Genomic DNA, 20,024 nt, shown 5'->3' with positions numbered 1-20,024 from the left:
TGCTGCTCGTCAGTGCTCGTTCGGGCGTCAGCTGAACGACGGCACGATCTTCTTCTTGCCGCCCTCTTCCTTCCAGGAGACGGCGGCATCGAACGTCTTACCCTTGACCGAGACGAAGCCCTTGCCCTGGATGGTCTTGCCGGCCGCCAGGTCACGCCTTTGCGCATCGGTAAAAGTCACCTGGCACCAGGACCGCGGCGGCTCGTCGCCAGAGCCGAAATCGGGGACGATCTTCTTCGCCTTCGCGTCCCAGCTGACCTTGCAGCCGAAGGTCTTGCCGGTCCTCGCGCTGACAAAGCCGTCGATCTCCAGCGCCTGGCCCGCCAGGAGCGCCGTGACCTCCGCCAGCGTGAACGTCCGGCCGGACCACTTCGTCGGCTTGTCGGGCACCTCCAGCTGGAACCCGACGAACTTGCGGCCCTTGTAGTCGCCGACGTCGAGCGTTCCGGTGGCCGTGTAGGGCTTGCCCGCCTTGTTCGTGGCCTCGAACGAGATCGTCTCGCCCGCGAGCAGCTTCGCCACCTCGTCATCGCTGAACTCGTGGCCCGACCAGATCTTCTTGAAGGTGACCTTCTTCGGCCCGCCCGGAGCGGCCTGCCACACACCCTCGGCGCGCGCAGCGACCACCTGCTCCTTCAGGCCCAGCTCGGCGCGCATGGACGCAGCGTTCTTCGTCATCGTGACGATGTCCTCGCGCACCCAGTCGGCGACGACGGCCAGGCGCTCCTCGGCCGTCGCCGTCCCGGCGGCGATGTCGCGCATGTCGGCGTAGACCTTCTCGGTGAGCCCGAGGTCTCCGATGCGCGTGCCAGGCAGGAGCCGCCAGCTCATCTCGCCGGCCTGCGCGAGCCTGAGCTTCCGGCCTTTCTCCGTCAGCAGCGGGTGCTTCGCCTTGCCATTGGTGACCTCCGAATACGTCGAGGTGCGGGTCGCGCCCGTGCCCACGTCACGCTTCTCCAGCTGCTTCATCAGCCACTTCATCGTGGGATGCTCGGGGCGCTTGTTCGCGCCCTCGAAGATGAACGGCTCCGCGGTCTGACCCAGTCCCTTGCTGGACTCGTTCTCGTCGCCCTCGGCCGTGTCGTCGCCGGCGTCCGGATCGAACACGGCCCGCCAGCCGGGGCTCTTGGGCACATTGGCGATGCCGACGAAGTTCGGGTACTTCTCCACGTGGCCCTTCTGCTGCTCATAGAGATAGTCCTCGGCGAGCATGGCGAGGTAGTTCTTCGCGAGCATCTCGTAGATGAGCCGCCCGGCCTTGCCGTACTTGTGCTCGACCTCGTCCAACGAGGAGGGCACCTTCAGGCCCGGACGGTTCGCACCGTGCGCACCCTGGGGCTTCACGTGTGTGGACCGGGGCTGGCGACGCGTCAGAAGGCCAGTGTCGACGCCGACCACGGCGGCGATCTTGTCGACCAGCGGGGCGAGGTCCTTGAACTGCTCGGGCGTGATCGTCTTGTCCTCGGTGCGCGGGTACGAGACGACCTGGTCCTCGTACATCTTCTGGTAGGTCGAGAGCGTGAGGTTCGCCTTCACGCCCTTGCCGACGAGCATCGAGGACATCGAAGCAAGGTCGAGCAACTTCGGCGGCGCGGTCTTCTTGTCCGCCTTGCCGTCCAGGACGACAGCGGAGGGGCCGTACGGCTGCGGCACCTGGCCCTTCTGATCGAACCGCGGCTCGTCCGGGTTGGTGTACATGACGTCGTTCTCGTCGCGGAAGCGGTTCTGGAAGAACGGCTTCTTGACGTACGCGTCGTAGGCCCTCTGCTGGTCGCCGACGAGAGAGACCATCGCCGACTTCAGCCGGCCCTGGCGCAGCACCAGGTCCTGGCCGGACTGGCAGCCCATCGCCGTGGCGATACGGGTGAACTGCATCGAGAGGAAGTCCCACTGCGAGCGGTACATCGCCTTGCGGTAATCGCCCTCGTCCTGCATGGACTTCACCGGCCGGCGCTGTTCGAACGCCTTCTGGATCGACGCCTTCGACTCATCGGTGAACTCCATGCGGCTGAACTTCTTGCTGTGGAAGCCGAGTTCGTCGATCGCCTCCCAGAAGAGCAGGTCGCCCTCGCCGGACGGATCCAGGTCCGTGGCGATGACGATCTCGGCACCGCGCCCGAGCGCCGCACGCAGAGCCTTGATGACGTCTGCGGCGTTCTTCTGCGGCTCGCGCTTCCACGTCAGGTCCTCCGGATTCCACGGCAGGTTGCCCAGGTCCCACTTCTGATAGCCATCCGCGAGTGAGGAGTCCACCATCGCGTGCGGCTGGGCGAACTCATAGAGATGACCCCGCAAGCTCGCCACCTCGTAGGCCGTGCCCTTGTAACTGCCCTTCGTCCCGCCGAGGGCGCTGGCCATGTTCCTCGCTGCACTCGGCTTCTCTGCGACCACGATCGCGACCATGTCGACTCCTTCTCGCCATTGACTCGGAAGCGAGTGTGAGTCTACTCGAAAAAGGTGGTCAAATAGGAGTCGAGAGGTGCCTGAAAAGGCTTTGAATGGCGCGAGAGTCATGCAGAAAAGGCCGGCGCCGGCACGCTGTTCGAGCAATCACCGCTCGAGAAGACCCCGAGAAGCTGTGCTTCTCGGGGTCGTCGTCTGTTTAGCGCTATTACCGAGTCGGCATCGCCACGCTGAGCCGGACGCGGTACACCCGCAGCACCTTGCCGAGCATCTCGAGTCCCTCAGGGTGCTTCAGGCCTTCCTCCAGCTCCTTCAGTCGGACGGGCCGCACGCCGGCCATCTCGGCGACCTGCTTGCGCGTGGCCTGACCCCTGAGCTTGATCAGCAGATCCGGCAGGTCCGCGGTCAGGTCCTCGAACATCCGGAACTTCTCCCCCTCGCCCATGCGCGTGTGGCCGACGTGGATCGCGCCACAGGGGACCTGCCCCAAGGCCGGGTAGTTAGCGTTTTCGCAGGTCACGCAAGTGGGGCTGGGGACAATGGTGTTGCGGCGTAGAGACCAGGGCCGAGCTTGTGGATGAGTCGACTGACGGCCCACCGATTCAGTTGTCTATACATGGTCTCCAGGGTGATGTCGCCGAAGTGGGCGGCGATCTCACGGGGCTGCCAAAGACGCGTGGGGTCTTCCTGGAGCAGGGCCAGGATGCGGTGTCGGCGCCGCGTCGCAGGGGTAGCGTGCCGGTCATTCCGGGAGGCCGTGGGCAGCGCGGGTGACAGATCCACGGGTTCGAGGACAGTGACGTCGAGGCGGGTCACGGTGCGGCTGGTGCCGGGGCGGCCGTCGGCTTGGCGCTCGCTGTAGCGGGACATCGGCGACTTGATGTCGGCGTACACGTGAACGTGGCTCTGGCAAGATTTTCGTAGGCGGAGATCATCTCGATACGGCGGTCGGTCCGCCCGCGTAGCGGTGGCGTAGGTGGGCGATCAGGATGACTCGGTGACGCAGGAGCGGGACGCCGGCGCGGCCTCCCATGATGCGTTTCTGGAGCTTCACGTCCGTGATGCGGCCTTCGTTGACCCCCGAGTTGTAGTGGGTGGTGATCCCCTGGGCGACCGCGTGCTGGTCTTCGCGTAGAGCTGTGGCGGCACCAGCCAGTGGAGCCAGCCCACTGGCACGGAGCTGGTCGAGCCAGTCCGGCAGCGGTGCGGCATCCCGGGCATCGAGCATGGCGTCGAACTGACGGACAAGGTTGTGGGTGCGGCGGAGCTCCGGGCAGTGCTCGAGTAATCGTTGTAGACGTTGCGCGGTGTCCGGGCCGTGCCGGTCGGGATCGGTGATGATCCAGCGTGCGGCTTGGCGTGGTGAGGGTGGTCGCTCGCACGGCTCGTCCAGGGGCAGACCGCGCCGTAGTGGTGCGACGGCCATCTTCACGCACTGGTAGTGGCCCAGGTAGCCCTTGATGAGGAGTTCCTGGTGCAAGATCTTGGCGCTGTGCTCGCCCTCGTCCCAGCGTTGCTGCAGATAGTCGAGATACGGATCGAGGGTGGAGGGGCGGCGCGGAGGGCGGCGGACCACCTCGTGCCAGGTTCGGGCCCGGGCGTACTTGCGCACGGTGCGGCGGTCCAGCCCGAGCTGGCGGGCTGCAGAGCTGAAGGAGCGGCCGGTATCGGTCAGCGCGTGTACTGCCTCGAAGAGCCGTCGAGCATGCCGGGCGGCCGGAGTGTCCGCCGACTCGGGTTGCGTCGCCGCGACGTTCACGAGCTCGGACTCGGTTGCCTCGGGGGCAGGAAGAGCGTGGGCAGGCAGCCGCGGTGAGTGGCGGCGATTTCCTGAACGCGCCGGGACAGGCCCTGCCACAGATGGAAGCGGTCACTGACCTGGACGGCTTCTGGGGCGCCGTCGGCGGTGCCCTGCCGATAGGTGAGCGAGCCGTCGCGGCAGGCGATCTCCACACCGGGATGTCCGCGCAGCCATCGGCTGAGCTGTTCGGCGTCTCTGCCTTCCCACAGGGTCAGCGGGAGTCTGGTGTCGGCGTCGACCAGGAGGGTGCCGTAGGTATCGGCGTACAGCGCGAAGTCGTCCACGCCGAGCACCCGGGGTGTGACCAGCGGCGGCAGCGGCACCCGCATCAGCTGCGCGAGCACGGTGCACCGCGACAGGCTGATGTTGAGTATGCGCAGCATCCTCGCCCCACCCCGGCCGGCCAGCACCACGCCGACCGCCTCGACCAAGTGCTGCAGCAGCGGGGTGCGCCGCTGATAGCGCACGGTCAGTCCCGGCACCTGCTCGGCGAAGGTCATCTTCGGACAGGCCGAGTTCTCGCAGTACAGACGGCGCACGCTCAAGTCGATGCGGACCGGCCTGCCTCCAAGCGCGGCATCGGCGAGGTGCCGTACGTAGCGGCTGTGCATCCACTCGCTCAGCGTGCCGCATCCCGTACACCCTGCCGGAGCACCGGATCTGGTACGAGCCTGGATCACAACGGCAGGACCAGAAGCATCGACCGAGACCACCAGCACAGCCGCCAACTGCGGTAACAGCTTGGTTACTGTAGTCCATGCCGCCGACGAGCGCCTACGCTGGATCGTCACCAGGACGAACGTTGCCTGACACGACAATAGCTAGTCACGGTTGCAGAAGCGCATCGGGTCGTACCCGCGTGTCCGCGTTGAGGGCAGCGGTCGTGGGGTGGTCTCGCAGGCCGGGTCGTGCTGCACGACCGTGGCGGCGGGCTCAGCCCATTTTGCGTCGGATCGCTGTGCCCCGGGCGGGGTTGGCCGCTGACTCCTCGGCCGACGACAACTCCCGGCGCCGGAAAGTGCCCGCGGCCAGAGTCAGCGGGGCGATCAACAACACGAGCACCGCGACAGCGCCGAGCGCGACCGGCAAACTGGTCAGCTCGGCGATGCCGCCCACCATCGGGGGGCCGAGCAAGAACCCGCTGTAGGCAATGGTTGTCGCGAACGCGACCTCGCGCTCACCACCGCCCCCATCGGCCCGTCGCCCGGCCGCGCCGCTCAGCTCCATGACGACGGGGGACGCGTACGCCAGACCGACACCGGCGACAGCGAAGCCGGCGAAGGTGAGCGTCGGCGACGGCGTCATGACCGCGGTGGCCAGCCCCAGCCCACCGATCGCCGCACCCCCGATGAGTATCCGTGGTGCGCTCCAACGACGCTGGATCGCCTCACCGCACAAGCGGGTGCACGCCATGGTGATCGAGAAGCACGAGTAGATCAGGGCGCCGGTGGCCTCGCTGAGACCGCGCTCCTGCACACCGAACAGCGCTGACCAGTCCGCGGTCGCTCCTTCGGCTATCGAGGCGCACAGTGCCACGCCGCCGAGCAGCCACAGCGCCGGTCGCCTGAACGGTGCCCGCCCGGCGCGTCCGCTCTTGGCCGGCACTCTCAGTAGGTCCTCGACAGGAATCCAGCGGGCGATGCCGACGGTGACGCCGCCGCAGATCACCGCGACGATGACGAAATGACGGCTCGGTGCCAACTCTTGTCCGGCCGCGACCGCGGCGCCGAGCGAACCGGCAAGCGTGCCGAAACTGAAGGCCGCGTGGAACAGCGGCATGATCGCCCGGCCGGTCCGCCGGATCGCTGTCACGCCGGCCACGTTCATCGCCACGTCCATCACGCCGACCATCGCGCCGAGCAGGATCAGCAGCAGGCCGAGCGTGGCGGGCGACCTCGCCAGTCCCAGAGCCGGCAGCATCGCGGACCCGGCAACACCGGACACCGTCATCACGACGCGAGCGCCGAACACCGCGCACAGCCGACCGGCGACAAGCGAAGCGGCGATCATACCTACGCTGGCACCGAGCAGGGACAGCCCCAGCGCACCCTCGTCCGCACCGATCTGCGCGGCCAGCGCCGGCACCCGAGGGGCCCACGAGCCAAGCAGCGCGCCGTTGAGAACGAACGCACCGAGTACCGCGATGACTCCCGAGTCCCGGCTGCCGGCTCGATCCGGATGGGTACCGGTCATTGTCAGCTCCGTCCCGGCCCCGTCTTGGTCGAGCCACGATCGGCCCGGCCCGTGGCACACCTGCGGAGATCTGAGTGGATCCCGCCGATGGAACCGAGCGTAGGTGGGCCGGAACACCCGCCGACCGCGATAGCAGGCTCGCGCCAACAGATGGCTGGTTCACGCCAAGCGGGTGCGGCGTCAGGCCTCGGGCTTTCACGAGGTGGTCTGTCCGAAGCTTGATCACAAACGCGAGACGTGCTCCTGCCCGGAACGATAGAGAGGCCCGGCTACCTGGGCAGCTTCGCGGTTCGCTCCGGGTAGGCGGTGCCGACATAACGCATGGCGGTCTGTTCGGTGATGCCGAAGAGCCTCACGAGTTTGAGCGGGTCGCCGGTGGCGAAAGCCTCGTCGAGGAAACTCGGGGCAGCTCAGTGCACAGAGTCACCCTCGGCCAGGTCGTCCTACCCAACGGACCCGCCCTCGACAGGCTGCGCCAAGACCGATGGAGGCCGGACCCTCTGACCGAAGGTGTGCTGTGAACCGCGGCACGTACGTCATCCCCCCGCCCGACGAAGTCAGGCGAGCTTCTTCAGCTGCGCGTCGACGATGTCCTGGGGGATGGTCGGGGGTTGGAAGGGGTTGAGGGACAGGAAGGTGGCGATGGTGGAGTCCTGGCGGACGACCAGGATGGTGATGGGGATGCTGGGTCCCCCGCTGTTGATGATCTGGGTGGCATCGAAGGCGAGGGTCTCGTCGCCGTAACCGGAAACGGACCGGGACTGGGTACCGGAATACCCCAGCCCAGCACCCGGGTAGGCAGCGGACGGGCGTATCTCGGCGGTGGTGCACTTCGGAAGCGCTGCGCGTAGTTCGGTCATCACCGTGCGGGCGTCGGCAAGGGTGTAGGACGACAGGCCGACACTCGCGTGCTGCCCGAGATCGTCGGAGGCGGCCACGATGTCCTGGCTGACATGGGCCGTGAAGTCGTGCAGGCTGCCCAGCTGTGCCGCCGCGAAGACGGGTCGGCAAGGTGCGGGTGTGACGGCGCGGTAGGTTGTGAGGTCGTCGGGGTTCACCGGGCTGCCCTTGCCCGTGACGGTGTTGACGGTATAGCCGGGGACGTCGTGCGCGGTCAGCGCCAGGCGGTCGAGGCCCTTCTGGTTGAGGCCCTTCCCGGCCGCGGAGGCGGGCGATCCGGATGCCTGCTGCGACGCCGAGCTCGCAGACGAGGCGGCCCCGGCGGTCGCAGACTGCTTACGTCCCCCCGCATCGTCCCCGCTGTCCGCACCGCACGCGCCGGTCAGCGCCAGCACCGACACGACACCCGCCGCCGCAACGACCCGTCTTCCGACCGTAGAAGCATTCATCATTCGCCCACTCCCCGGCGCCCCGACTCGGAGCACCCGCACAAGAAGCCCCGGCGTGTGCCGAGGCTGAAGTTCACAGGGAGCCTAGCGGGAACAGCCGGTGGGTTCACGGTGAGTGAGGGGACTGTAAATCGTTCGGTGTAACTCCCGATCATGGAAGATGCATCGATGACCAGCAACAACATGCCTGAGGCCGAGTCCGCGCCGAGGGCCACGACATCAAGGACGAGGACGTGGCCCGGCTCTCCCCGCTCAAGGACCGGCACATCAACTTCCTGGGCCGCTACCTGTTCAACATCCAGGACAGCGGTCCCGGCCAGGGCCTGCGCCCCTTCCGGGACCCGGACGCCGGCGAGGACATCGACGACGAAGACTGATTCCGGACGGTGTATCAGGTCAGTTCGACGGTGTCCCCGAGTTGTACACATCCCGGCTGTGCGACCGTGGCCAGGGCGTCCAGCCGCATGTCGTGTGCCTGCGCAATGACTCGCAGGATCAGCGGGGAGTGCGGCAGGTCCTGCTGGGCCTCGTTGATCATCACGCATCGCTCGCTGGAGCGCTGGAACCGTATGCACAGAACATCGCCGATCCGGGCGGTCCTGCCGAACCACTCGTCTTCCACGAACGGAGGCGTGCCCGGAGGTGTCCGCACCAGGAGGTTCGGCCGAAACCGGCGCTCGTCGACGGGCACGCCGGGTACGGCCGCGCGGACCCAGTCGAGGGTGGCGGTGGTCAGGACGCTGAGGGGGAGCTGGTCGAAGTGTGAGATCGCGCCTTCGCGGGCCACTTCTACGTCGTTCCGGTCGAGGTAGTGCCGCACGTAGGAGGTCGGGTCCGGTACCGGCTCGCCGTCCGGGGCCAGCAGTTCGGGCACCTCCGTGGCTGTTCCCCCTGGGTATCGGGACTGCAGCTGCAACAGTCCGGGCATGCGCCGGAACCGGCGCGTGTTCTTGCCCGAGCCAAACTTGCCTTGGGCGTCCCGCACAGCGTAGAGCCGGTCGCCGGCGAGGCCCCGGGCATCCACGGCGACCTCGTCCAACAGCTCACCGCCGATGGACTTGATGGGGTACCGCCAGATCCGTTCGATCGTGCCTACCATCGTGCCCACGTCTGTCCCTCCCGCGAGTTGCTTGTCAGTTGGCTTCTGCGGCTACCCGCACCCCGAAGCCGATGAGCACCACACCCGTCACGCGGTCCAAAAGGCGCCGGACGCACGGTCGTTCGAAGACCGAGCGCACCCTGGAGACGAGGTAGGCATAAGACCCGAGCCAGGTCAGAGTCAGCGCCGCGTGCAGCAGGACCAGCAGGCCCATGCCGACCGCCGAGGGCAGACCGTGCGGGGCCAGGGTCGGGAGCAGACCGGTGTAGAAGACGGCAATCTTTGGGTTGAGGACGTTGGTGGTCAGGCCCGTCAGGTATGCGCGCCCCGAGCCGGTGGCCTTCAACTCGGCGGTCCGCGGCGCGGAGCGGCGGCTCTGCCAGAGGTCCTGCACTCCCAGGAAGACCAGGTATGAAGCGCCCAGGATTTTGACGACGAAGTACGCCTCCGCCGAGGCTGCGAGGATCGCCGCGAGCCCGACGACGGTAAACACGCCCCACACGAGTAGCCCGGTGGTGATTCCGGCAGCGGTGCGCAGGGCCTCCGCCCTGCCGGAGGCGATCGCGCGCTTGGTGACCACGGCCATGTCCGGCCCCGGTATCACGGTCAACAAGGCCAGCACCCCGGCCGCCATGGCTGTCTGTGTCCACATGCGGTCAGTCTGCTTCGCAACGATCACACCTGAGATGTGACAACAGTCACGGTCGAACACGTCCTCGACTTGGGGTTCTTCAGGCTGATAGCACACCTGCGAAGGGACAACCCCTGCACACCGGCGAGCCGTGAACGCACCCCACCTCGTCGCTCTCGTCCGCGCCGGCGCCCGTTTCGAGCGCGGCCACCTGGTCGAACGCCCCGAGACCCTGGCGGCCTGAACAGCTTCGCCTCGTCCGCAGAAGGCGAGTGGACCTCAGGAATCCGTGCGCCGTATGTGCAGATGGCCATCGAGAGGGAAGGCGGGTGGCGCTGCGGGCAGGACTCTGTCGAACCCGTAACCGCTCTTCTGCGCAACGCGGCACGATGCCGGATTGTCTTCCTGGTGAAGGAGTTCGAGACGTTCCAGCCCGTCCGCGCCGAAGGTGTCGAAGGCCCAACCGGTGAGAACCTCAAGAGCGCGCGGGGCCACACTCCGCCCCCGCGCATTCAGCGAGCCGAAGGCCCGCTCGACCGCGTACTTGTCCGTGGCCCGCAGCGTGCGGGCGGGCAGAATGTTGCAGCCGATCTCGTCCTGGGTCTGGACGATCTGGTGGTTCTTGTAGGGGGCGCCATGGTCGGTGGTGACCGTCTCCGGGGCGAAGAACGGAAGACCTGCGACCTTGTGGCCTGCGAAGTCGGCGACGATGTCGGCGGGGACCCCGGGGTAGGGCCACTCCATCTCCTCGCCCCAGCCCTCGCGCATGGGCAGCGGCATCATCACGTCCCGCAGCAGCATCGCGATGTCCACCGAGGTGTCCGAGACCATGGTCAGACGGAAAGCGCAGCACGAGTGCGTGTAGAGGTCCAAGGCCAGCGTGAGCATCACCGAGACCGGCTCGCCGAAGACGCTCTCGCGGAGCTTGACCGGCAGGGGCGTCGAGTCCAGCGCGACCACCTGGCCCGGGCGGTGCACCACCACCCGGGGCCCGGTGTCGTCCAGCATCTCCGCCGTCCCCAGATAGCGCTGGCGGGCGCCGCCCGGACCGAACCACTCCCGCCAGATCCGGGTCAGGGTGTCGCAGCTGGGGACGTCCTTGGTCGGGAAGTCGGGGAACCGCTCGGCCATGTACTGGTGCAGCAGGCGGTGCTTGCCCCGTATGGAGATCCGCGATCGCCGTACCGACTCCTGGCGAACGGCGAGGATCGCCTCGCGGATCTCCGGCAGGACGATCCGGCCGGTCCTACGTCGTGTCCAGCGGCCGTCCGCGCAGGCCAGCACCAGTTCGTCAACGTGCGGCGCCGACAGGCGGATCAACGTGCGTTCGCCCATGCGCTGCAGGCCGAGAAGTTCCGCCTCCAACGGGTCGAGGCCGGCCAGTTCCCGGGCCTTGGTCTTGCGGCGCTGCATCAGCGTCGTGCGAGCCGGGTCGTACTCGGCTCGCGTCTCGCCCGGCCGGGCCTTGGCCGGGTGACCCTCTCGGAACCCGGTGACCGCCTCGCGGACGTGCTCGGCCCGCAGGCGGGCGCGCTGCAGCTGGAGCGGTGTCAGGTCCGCCAGTGTCCGCGGCTGGGCTCGCCGTCCGTCCCAGCCGGACGCCTGCGCCGCCTTCACCAGAGGTTCAGGGCGGTGGTGCATGAGCCAGCTGACCGTACGGTCCTTCGTCTGGCCCTCCGTGCTGACCAGCACGACGCGACCGTGCTGGGGCTCCACCTCGTCGACGACGCAGTCGACGCCGTCGATCCGGAACCCGGCACCCGGCGCCAGGTCCAGCAGTCTCTGTGCGGCCGTCACTGGCACTCCGTCCAGCCCGCCGGCCAGACGAGGGACGAATCGTTCAGCGGGCGGCCCAGGTCGAAGCCGAGTTGGCGGTGCCAGAGCAGATGAACCGCGTGGGCCCGGCCCACCGCTGGCACCCGGGTCGCCTGTACCAGTTCCCCGAACGCAACCGGCCCGTCGGCTGAGGCCGCGAGAAGGGCGGGCTGGCAGCCAAGTTGGTCAGTCAGCGGTCGCCGTTGAGCCGACAGCGCGTCCAGACCCGCGAGCACGTGCGGGCGCCATCCGGTGATCACGGAGTAGCGCCAGCCGCAGGCGGCCGCCGCCTCCCGGGATGCGGCGAACTTCACCGCGTCCATCTCACCGATCAGGTCGGCAGGCCGGACATCCAGCAGCCAGTACCCGCCGTCGCCCATCACGGCCAGGAAGTCCGGGGTGTGTCCGGCGTGGCCGTCGACGTGATCGAAGCTGAGGGTGAAGGGCTGCGGGAGCACCTCGATCACCGTCAGGAAGTCCAGCGCCAGGAGAACCGCCCTCTCCTCCAGCGATTCGAAGCCGTGCTTCCGCCCCGTCGAGACCAGGAACTCCAGTCCGGGACGATGCCTCTGCTTCGTCCTCCACGTGAACCCGCGAACCGGCTGCGAAGTCAGCACCGGCACCGAACCCTGGTCCCGGACCGGCCAGACGACCTCCGACCCGTTGATCTGCCAGGCGGCCGTCCAGCGGCTCGCCCAGTTGTCCCGCATGACCAAGCGCGCCCGTGCCTCATCCGGACTCCCATACGGCGACATCAGCTCGTCCAGGACGCATGCGCGGAACGGACCTGGGCGGCACCCTTCGGATTCACCGCACCAGGTCACCACCTCGTACAGGGCCCCGCAGCAGATGATCAGAACTGATCGCTTCACAGAGTAACCATGGAGCGATATCGGGGTCGTTTGCCAACAAGCGTGCTGATTTGCCAACTACGTTGCGTCGTCTCAATCATACGCAGCGGCGTCCCAGTGGGCCAAAATCCTTATCCACAGGTCTTGACTATTACTCCGGTGCCCCTTGTACGACAGTGACGCGCTCCCCACGGACGACCCTTCTCAGGTTGATCAACCCTAAGATCATCCCACCGGTCAGCCAACGTGACAGTGCCGTCCGCAACGACGTGTCGCTGACGATCAAGCGCGAGCTCTACCGTAGTTCCGCGAGCCCGGTTTTGCGCCCGCCCCGCTGCTGGAGCACCTCGTCACCGCCGGCTACCTCGGCCGCAAGACCGGCCGCGGCTTGCGCGACTACAGCTGAGCTGCGTCAGTCTAGGCAAAACTGGTTGCCCTCGGGGTCGGCATCGGGGTTCTGCCCCGGCGGGTCGTCCAGCAGCGCAGCAGTGCGGCGGACCAGGAAGCGCGCTTCTCGGTGACGGCCACCGTGTAGATGGCGCTGTTCGTCGAGGAGCCCGCAATGACGGCTGATGAGCCGATGGACCTCGTCCGCAGCGCTGATGCCATGCTGTTGAACACAGCCTCGATGCCGCCCGCAAGAAGCTCGGCTCGCTGGACAGGCTGGCCCGCAACAACGCCGCCACCGGCCCGATCAACACCGGTATGACGATCGTCCGACGCTGACGCAACTCGATCCGTGGGTTCGTCCTATTCGGGGATGATCGCTACTGCGTCGATCTCCACGAGCGCGCCTGGGCGAGCGTGTCCTGCGGTGGAAACGACTGTGATGGCTGTGCGGTGATTGCCCCACACTGATCGCGACGCCGCGTACCCCACCTGTGCGTCGACTCCATTGACGAGGTAGATATTGAGTTTGGCGACATGCTCGGGGCCGGTACCCGCGGCAGCAAGCACAGTCAGCACGTTGCGCATTGCCTGAGTGGTCTGCGCCTCAATACCGTCGAGCAGGTTTCCGGTGCTATCGGTGCCGAGCTGGCCACCAACATGGAGCGTCCGGGCAGCGGGTGCGATCACGCCCTGCGTGAAGGCAGGGTTGCTGTGGAGTTCTTCCGGGTCGAGGTGTGTCGTCTTTGCGGTCATGAGTCTCTCGCTGGAGGTGCCAGGTTTCGTGTGCAGGTAGAGGTCGCGCAGCAGGCAGACCTCGGACAGGTGGTGGATCAGTTCGCGGTGGATGTGCAGGACCAGGTCAGCCATGGGCATCTCGGGGAAGGGCTCCTTCGCGCCGACCGGGACCCGGAGCCCGGCGTCGCCGAGGCCGCGCACCCCGGCCAGCCAGACGTCGAGCTGGGCCTCTAGCTGGTCGAGTGCGGTGGCCGCGCTGCCGGCGTACTCCCAGGTCTCGTACGACGCCGCTGGCGCGCCGAAGTGCGCCGCGTTGCGCGCGGCGAGCACGCCGACGATGACGTGACCGAGTCGCCAGGCGATCGTGGTGAAGGCCGACGGGACCGGCTGGGGGGAGGCGTAGTCCATCGTGAAGTCCCCGGCGCCGAGCTGCGCAGGCGCCGTCGATCTGCCGTGCGGCCGTACACTCCAGGCGTCCAGCACCGGCGACCAGAAGTATTCGTCGTCGGTGAGGCCCTCAAGCCGGGCTCGGAGCTGGTGGTTCCAGTGGAACTCCAACTGCTCGCGCAGCGTCCGGTTCAAGTCGATTTCGTTCGCGTCCATGGAGTCACCCTGACACCTCTAGCGGACAGGATCGGTCCGCTATTTCTGGCAGGGTGGGCGACGTGGATGTGGCAAGCGGTGACGAGCGGGGTACTACGGAGCGGGTGCTCACGCTGCTCGGGCTGCTGCAGCAGCGCCGGGTCTGGACCGGCCCCGAGCTCGCCGACCGGCTCGGGGTCACGCCGCGCACGGTACGGCGTGATGTCGAGCGGCTGCGCACGCTCGGCTATCCGGTGCATGCCAGCCAGGGTGTCGGCGGCGGCTACCAGCTCGGGCCGGGGCAAGACCTGCCGCCGCTGCTTCTCGACGACCAGGAGGCGATCGCCACCGCGGTCTCGCTGCTCGCCGGCGCGGGTGGCGCGGTCGCCGGCGCCGGCGACGCCGCACTGCGGGCGCTGACCAAGCTCGACCAGGTGCTGCCCACCCGGCTGCGGCACGAGGTGCGCGCGCTCTCCGGCTCGGTGGAGTCCTTTCACGGAGGCCGCACGCCGGTCGACCCCGAGGTGCTCATGACGCTGGCCAGAGCCTGCCGCGACGAGGTCGAGGCCGGCTTTGACTACCCGTCCGGGAGCGAGGTGCGACGGCGGCGGGTCGAGCCCTACCGCCTGGTCGCTTCCGACCGGCGCTGGTACCTCCTCGCCTACGACCTCGATCGCGACGACTGGCGCAGCTTCCGCGTCGACCGGATGACCGACGCGTCCGCACGGGCCTGGCGCTTCTGTCCGCGCGCGGCGCCCGATGCGGCGACGTATGTGCAGGAGGGCGTGGCGAGCGGGGTCTACCCGCACCAGGCGCGCTTCCTCGTGCACGCGTCGGCCGATACGGTGCGCGCGCAGATTTCGGCGTCGGCGGCTGTCGTACGACGGCGCGGGAGCGAGCTCTGCGAGGTGCTCAGTGGCGCCGCCAGCCTGGACGCCGTGCTCATGCACGTACTCCTGCTGGGGCACGACTTCGAGATACTCGACCCTCCGGAGCTCGGGAAGCGTTGTCGCGCGCTGGCGCAGAGACTGCTGTCGGCCGGTGCGTCGATCTCACCGGTGCCGGACATGGATGATTCATGACCGCAATCAGGCCAGCGCCGAGGAGCGCCTCCGCGGCCTTTATGCCGAGCACGTCGCCCCGGTCCTCGGCTTCGCCATACCGCCGGGCCGACCAGGCCGACGACGCCGCAGACATTGTCGGGGAGACATTCGTGGTGGCCGGGCGACGGATCGATGAGGTGCCGTGACGTGCCGATCGCGTCCGGCGTCGGCCCGGGGACCGCGCCCATGACGACGATCGCGACCAGGAACTGGACGAGGAAGAGCAGTTCGCGCGGACGGGCGTCGTGACGGTGTCCGCGTCCGCCGCTGGTGGGGTCCCGGTGAACATCCGCTGGTACGTCCACAGCACGTACAGCGCCGAGAGGATCAGGGCGCTGACCGCCACGACCGCATACCGCTGAAAGGTGCCGACCACCAGCATCAGCTCGGAGACGAACGCGCCGAGGCCGGGCAGCGACAGCGTGGCCTGGCCCACGAGCAGGAACGCCGCGCCCCAACCTGGGTGCGCAGGCTCAGACTCCGCCGAAGATGTTCCCGCGCTTCGGCGGGGCCGCCTCCCCAGGCTGGCCTGCTGGGCGGTTTCTTGGTGTCGCCGTGTCCCGTGCTGTCGTGGGTTGAGGCGAAGGAGCCGAGGCGCGGACAGCACCGTAGAGAGAGTCTGCTCCGGTTCGTGCCATTCCGTGGGGGCGACTGTTTCCGAGGCGGCCGGGAGAAGGGGTCAGGGTGTCCGGCTCGGGTGTGACTGGGGCGGGAGTACTCTGACGGGGGAAACGGGGTGCGACAGCGCATTGCGCAGTTGGCGGTTCTCTGCTGTCAGTTGGTTGACGGCGCGGGTGCGGTGGTGGGCGTCGGCGAGACCTCGCAGGCGGTCGGCATTGCTGTTTCTGCGGGCGGATGTGCGGGCTCTGGCCGGCCTCGCCCGAGGAGTGACCTGTGCTGCTTTCTAGGTGATACCTGTCAAATGGGTTCAATCCGGCTGTCCTGACGTGCGCATGCTCGAGGAGTGGGGTCGGCGACCGGGGGACAAGGCCGCGCAGGTGCATGCTGGCCCGCTACCACGAGGTGACCCAAGAGGCAGGCGTCGGCCCTCGGGCGGCCGTCGCGTGCATGGTGGCGTGTGTCGCGTGCGGCGGCCCCTTATTTTGGCGTGGGGCCCACCCAGGACGCTACGGGCCGGTGCGCTGGTAAGCCCGGTCGCTCACCGGCTTGTTTTGGCCCTTGTCTTCATCCCTTGTCACAGGACGCTCCCCGCATCCGGGGGGCGCCCCTCGTACGGAGGTCGCCGCCATGGCCCAGGATGCGAAATCCCCGAAGAAGCTGCAGCGTAACCGCTCTACCTTCACCCACAGGGTCGGCTACGCCCTGACCCACCCCGGTCGCGTCGCCCCGTACCTCCGCCGCGCCACCCGCGACACCTGGCTGCGCCTGAAGCACCCCGACCACGTCAGCTACTACCGGGCGGTAATGGCCTGCGACGCCCGCCGCAACCCGGAGGCCGCGGTCGGCAGCCAGACCCATGAGCGCTGGCTGGCACTCGGGCAGCTGCAGTTCGACTACCTGGTCGAGCACGGGCTACGCCCCGAGCACCGGATGCTCGACATCGGCTGCGGCAACCTGCGCGGCGGCTGGCGCTTCATCGACTACCTCGACACCGGCAACTACTACGGCATCGATATCTCGCCGGACATCCTGGTCGCCGCCAAGAAAACCCTCGTCGAACGCGGGCTCCAGGACAAATTGCCGCACCTGACCATCACTGGCGACCTCACCCTGGACTTCCTGCCCGGCGACCACTTCGACGTCGTGCACGCGCACAGCTTCTTCTCCCACTCGCCGCTGGAGGTGATCGAGGAGTGCCTCGCAAACGTCGGAAGAGTCCTGACCGAGAAGGGATTCTTCGACTTCACCTTCGACCGCACCGAAGGCACCGAACACCAGGTGCTGTGCGAGGACTTCTACTACCGCGCCGCGACCCTCCTGGCCCTGGCTCGTAAACACGGCCTTCACGGGAGTTTCATGGACGACTGGGAGAAGCGGCCCCACGGCCAGTCGAAGATCCGGGTGAGCCGCTCCCCGGTGCCGGACGCCGACCAATACGACGAACTGACCCGACGCTAGTGCCGCATCAGGCAACGTTCGCCCTGGGCGGTCTGCGACGATGGCGCCATGGACGAGGAAGTCATTCCCATTCTTCGCGTCGAGGACGCTGCGGCGGCTGTCGCGTGGTACCAGCGACTGGGCTTCGCTAAGCAGTGGGAACACCGCTTCGAGCCGGGACTTCCCGCGTTCGTCGAGGTCGCCCGGGGCGGGGTGCGGTTGTTCTTGTCGGAGCACACGGGCGACGCCCGCCCCAACACGTTGGTCTACCTCCGCTTCGGTGATGTCGAGGCCATCGCCTCCGAGTTCGGTGTGCAGGCGAAGGACGCTCCGTGGGCGCGTGAGATTGAGCTGCGCGACCCTGACGGCAATCGGCTTCGGATCGGCACGCCGACGGAATGAGACTCGCCGGCGGCGCGCGGCAGGGAAGCTGTGCGGGTGGCTGAGCGAGTACGTGTCCGTGAGATCGAGGACGACGAAGGCAGACGGCTTCTGCGGATCATCCGCAGGGGCACAGGGTCGGTGGTGACCTGGCGGCGGGCTCAGATGGTCCTGCTGTCCGCGCAGGGCATGCCAGTGGCGAAGATCGCCGAGGTCACGTTCACCAGTGACGACAGGGTCCGCGACGTGATCCACAACTTCAACGCCGACGGCTTCGACTCGCTCTACCCGAAGTACAAGGGCGGACGGCCGAAGACGTTCACGCTGCCCGAACGCCGCGAAATCAAGAAGATTGCCAAGTCCCGGCCTGCCGAGCACCACCTGCCGTTCTCGACCTGGAGCCTGGCCAAGCTGGCCGACTTCCTGGTTGCTGAGGGGGTGGTCGACGACATCAGCCACGAGGGCCTGCGCATCCTGCTCCGCGAGGACGGCGTCTCCTTTCAACGCCTGAAGACCTGGAAGACCTCCCGCGACCCGGAATACGCGGCGAAGAAGGCGCGGGTCGAGCATCTCTACGCGATCGCCGACGGCGAGGTCATGCCCGAAGAGGGAGAGCCGGAAATTATCTTCTGCGTGGATGAGTTCGGCCCGTTCAACCTGATGCCACACCCTGGCCGACAATGGGCCGAACGCGGTGGCAAGCACAAAGACCCCGACCGTGAACCCCGCCGCAGACGCCGGGCCACCTACAACCGCTACGGCGGGGTGCGGCATCTGTTCGCCGCCCTGGACCTGACGAAGAACAAGCTCTACGGGCATATCAAGCCCGTCAAGAAGCGCACACAGTTCCTGGAGTTCTGCCGCTACCTGCGGTCCCTCTATCCGCCCGGGATCCGCATCGCGATCGTCTGCGACAACTTCTCCCCGCATCTGACGACCAAGAAGTGTCAGCGGGTCGGCGCCTGGGCCGTGGCGAACAATGTCGAGATCGCCTACACCCCGACCAACAGCTCCTGGCTGAACCGGATCGAGGCCCAGTTCACCGCCCTGCGCTACTTCACCCTCGACGGCACCGACCACGTAGACCACAAGGAACAGGGCAGCATGATCCGCCGCTACATCATCTGGCGGAACCGTCATGCCAACGACCAACGCCTCCGCACCGTCATCGACAGGGCGAACGTTGCCTGATGCGGCACTAGCTAGCAGCCGGTACGGATCCTGCCAGCCTGATGTCGTCACCAGGCCGGTCTTGGGAAGGCCGTTGGTGAGCTGCGTCGCAGCACTGACCAGATGCTGCAAGGGCCTGATACGGCACGCCCGCAACGGCGCAGGCCCCGGCTTTTGCTCATCGGGAGCCGGGTCCTGCGCCGTTGTGGGTGATGTGGTGTGCGTGCGGTCCCGTTGGCGCGTGCCGTGCCGGTCAGCCGCCTGTCAGAGGTCGGGACGCCGAGGTCGTCCCGCACGGCATGCCGTCGGCGCTCGGTGGCCTGCGACTGTCGACGTGGATGATCGACGCGAGCTCCGAGCGGGCCGTGTGCGGGCCGGTCGCGGGTGCACCGGCGCACGGGGCGAGCGGCTCGCAGGCGATACCGTGTCGCGCGCCGGGGGCCTCCCTTCGGCCGGGGAACGCCGCACCAGCACCACGGGCGGACCTGCCGGAGCGGGCGCGGGCGCGCCGTGAACGTCCGGGGCCCGCCACCAAGTGCGCAACTGGTCACGCCGGTCGCGTATCCACACCTCGGTCCGGGCGATCAGCGGCTCGAACCACGGCAGAGCCAGCAGAATCAGCAGCCCCGTGGCCCAGCCGAGCAGGACGTCGCTCAGCCAGTGCGTACCGAGGTAGACGGTGGTGAGGCCGACGCCGAGCGCGGTCGCCGCCGACAGGGCGGACAGCCAGCGCCGCGCTCTCGGGGTGGATGCCAGGTATGCCAGGATGCCCCAAGTCACCACAGCGTTCGCGGTGTGGCCGCTGGGGAAAATATCGCCGCCAAGGCCCATCTCGTTCGAGCCGATCACGGTCGCGCGGTGCGGGCCGAGGCGGCCCAAGCCGATCTTGGCGACGCCGACGGTGATGTTCAGCAGAAGCAGCGAGACACCGAGCACCAGCAGCGGACGGACGACGTGCTGCCGCCACGAGCGCCAGCTCAGCCAAGCGGCGACCATCACCGCGGTCGGGCCGCGCTGGCCGAGCACCACGTAGTAGTCGGCGAAGGCGTGGAACTGGGGCCACTGCTGGTACGGACGGAAGAACATCAGCCGCCAGTCGAGCCGGACCAACCACGAGGTGATCACCACGGCCCAGACGATCGCCAGACCGAAGACCAGCGCCGCGGCGAGCAGCACGATGCGGTGTCGGCTCATCGTCGGCCTATCGATGTGTGCCGGCCGCTTCCGCTCACGGTCCAGCCTGGCGGACAGCCGGTCCAGACCTGTGAGTGCTCGCTCGGTACGCACCCTATCGACGTTACAGTCCGTGAGTGGATTCTCTCCCTCCGTGCCAGCCCCTTTGGGTGCGGGGGTTCGTGGACCTGGGCGACCGGCGGGCAGGCGCACTTAGCGATCTTGAGCCTTGCGGATGTTCACGAGACGACTCGTGAACAAAGCCAGGGCCTCCTTCTGGACCTCCGTGG

At 67.7% G+C, this 20,024-nt stretch carries 15 protein-coding genes and 4 pseudogenes; 6 read left to right on the top strand and 13 right to left on the bottom strand.

Annotated elements, in window-relative coordinates; all coding sequences use genetic code 11:
• Window positions 1-27 precede the first annotated feature (27 nt).
• The 7 genes from QQS16_RS06275 to QQS16_RS06245 form a co-directional block, all read right to left on the bottom strand.
• Window positions 28-2,403, bottom strand: coding sequence for a DNA topoisomerase (locus tag QQS16_RS06275; RefSeq protein ID WP_286060614.1), 2,376 nt, complete (start codon window positions 2,401-2,403; stop codon window positions 28-30).
• 208 nt (window positions 2,404-2,611) lie between these two features.
• Entirely contained in the window at window positions 2,612-2,923 is a 312-nt protein-coding gene (locus QQS16_RS06270) for a helix-turn-helix domain-containing protein (RefSeq protein ID WP_286060613.1), read from the bottom strand.
• The gene (locus QQS16_RS06265; protein WP_286060612.1) at window positions 2,920-3,297 is read right to left on the bottom strand and encodes a hypothetical protein; all 378 of its coding nucleotides are present in this window, start codon (window positions 3,295-3,297) and stop codon (window positions 2,920-2,922) included. The genes QQS16_RS06270 and QQS16_RS06265 overlap by 4 nt, the downstream gene beginning before the upstream one ends.
• 37 nt (window positions 3,298-3,334) lie before the next feature.
• Complete coding sequence (locus QQS16_RS06260) at window positions 3,335-4,162, bottom strand: transposase (protein ID WP_286060611.1); 828 nt, start codon at window positions 4,160-4,162, stop codon at window positions 3,335-3,337.
• Window positions 4,159-4,884 carry an ISL3 family transposase gene (locus tag QQS16_RS06255; RefSeq protein ID WP_286066235.1) on the bottom strand — a complete coding sequence of 242 codons (726 nt, stop codon included), beginning with the start codon at window positions 4,882-4,884 and terminating at the stop codon, window positions 4,159-4,161. Before QQS16_RS06255 ends, QQS16_RS06260 begins: the two co-directional genes overlap by 4 nt.
• Before the next feature lie 253 nt (window positions 4,885-5,137).
• The gene (locus tag QQS16_RS06250) at window positions 5,138-6,397 is read right to left on the bottom strand and encodes an MFS transporter (protein ID WP_286060610.1); all 1,260 of its coding nucleotides are present in this window, start codon (window positions 6,395-6,397) and stop codon (window positions 5,138-5,140) included.
• Between the two features lie 557 nt (window positions 6,398-6,954).
• Window positions 6,955-7,749, bottom strand: coding sequence for a hypothetical protein (locus QQS16_RS06245; RefSeq protein ID WP_286060609.1), 795 nt, complete (start codon window positions 7,747-7,749; stop codon window positions 6,955-6,957).
• Between the two features lie 206 nt (window positions 7,750-7,955).
• Between QQS16_RS06245 and QQS16_RS06240 the strand changes: the two are divergent.
• Window positions 7,956-8,123 (top strand): annotated as a pseudogene (locus QQS16_RS06240) (hypothetical protein); the annotation flags it as partial.
• 14 nt (window positions 8,124-8,137) lie between these two features.
• Here QQS16_RS06240 and QQS16_RS06235 read toward each other — a convergent pair.
• The 4 genes and pseudogenes from QQS16_RS06235 to QQS16_RS06220 form a co-directional block, all read right to left on the bottom strand.
• Entirely contained in the window at window positions 8,138-8,845 is a 708-nt protein-coding gene (locus QQS16_RS06235) for an MOSC domain-containing protein (protein ID WP_286066234.1), read from the bottom strand.
• A gap of 34 nt (window positions 8,846-8,879) precedes the next feature.
• Entirely contained in the window at window positions 8,880-9,497 is a 618-nt protein-coding gene (locus QQS16_RS06230) for a LysE family translocator (protein ID WP_286060608.1), read from the bottom strand.
• Window positions 9,498-9,755: 258 nt separating this feature from the next.
• Window positions 9,756-9,989 (bottom strand): annotated as a pseudogene (locus QQS16_RS06225) (GNAT family N-acetyltransferase); the annotation flags it as partial.
• Between the two features lie 1,280 nt (window positions 9,990-11,269).
• On the bottom strand, window positions 11,270-12,001 hold the full coding sequence (locus tag QQS16_RS06220; RefSeq protein ID WP_286060607.1) for a TnsA-like heteromeric transposase endonuclease subunit: 732 nt from the start codon (window positions 11,999-12,001) through the stop codon (window positions 11,270-11,272).
• 407 nt (window positions 12,002-12,408) lie between these two features.
• Between QQS16_RS06220 and QQS16_RS06215 the strand changes: the two are divergent.
• Window positions 12,409-12,548: pseudogene (locus tag QQS16_RS06215) on the top strand (3-hydroxyacyl-CoA dehydrogenase family protein); the annotation flags it as partial.
• 344 nt (window positions 12,549-12,892) lie between these two features.
• Here QQS16_RS06215 and QQS16_RS43485 read toward each other — a convergent pair.
• A complete protein-coding gene (locus QQS16_RS43485) occupies window positions 12,893-13,870 on the bottom strand; it encodes a DinB family protein (protein WP_353479660.1) in 978 nt (325 codons plus the stop codon).
• 62 nt (window positions 13,871-13,932) lie between these two features.
• Here QQS16_RS43485 and QQS16_RS06200 point away from each other — a divergent pair, with 62 nt between their 5' ends.
• The 4 genes from QQS16_RS06200 (at window position 13,933) to QQS16_RS06185 (ending at window position 18,582) form a co-directional block, all read left to right on the top strand.
• Entirely contained in the window at window positions 13,933-14,931 is a 999-nt protein-coding gene (locus QQS16_RS06200) for a helix-turn-helix transcriptional regulator (protein WP_353479659.1), read from the top strand.
• A 1,269-nt stretch (window positions 14,932-16,200) separates the two neighbouring features.
• A complete protein-coding gene (locus QQS16_RS06195; protein WP_286060605.1) occupies window positions 16,201-17,031 on the top strand; it encodes a methyltransferase in 831 nt (276 codons plus the stop codon).
• A gap of 48 nt (window positions 17,032-17,079) precedes the next feature.
• Entirely contained in the window at window positions 17,080-17,412 is a 333-nt protein-coding gene (locus QQS16_RS06190; protein ID WP_286060604.1) for a glyoxalase superfamily protein, read from the top strand.
• A 36-nt stretch (window positions 17,413-17,448) separates the two neighbouring features.
• Complete coding sequence (locus tag QQS16_RS06185) at window positions 17,449-18,582, top strand: IS630 family transposase (RefSeq protein WP_286060603.1); 1,134 nt, start codon at window positions 17,449-17,451, stop codon at window positions 18,580-18,582.
• Between the two features lie 232 nt (window positions 18,583-18,814).
• Here QQS16_RS06185 and QQS16_RS06180 read toward each other — a convergent pair.
• Window positions 18,815-19,848, bottom strand: a pseudogene (locus QQS16_RS06180) (phosphatase PAP2 family protein).
• Between the last annotated feature and the right edge of the window lie 176 nt (window positions 19,849-20,024).

This window comes from Streptomyces sp. ALI-76-A, assembly GCF_030287445.1.
Classification (GTDB): Bacteria; Actinomycetota; Actinomycetes; order Streptomycetales; family Streptomycetaceae; genus Streptomyces.
Note: the sequence above shows the minus strand (reverse complement) of the source record. Positions and strands in the feature narration are given on the sequence as shown.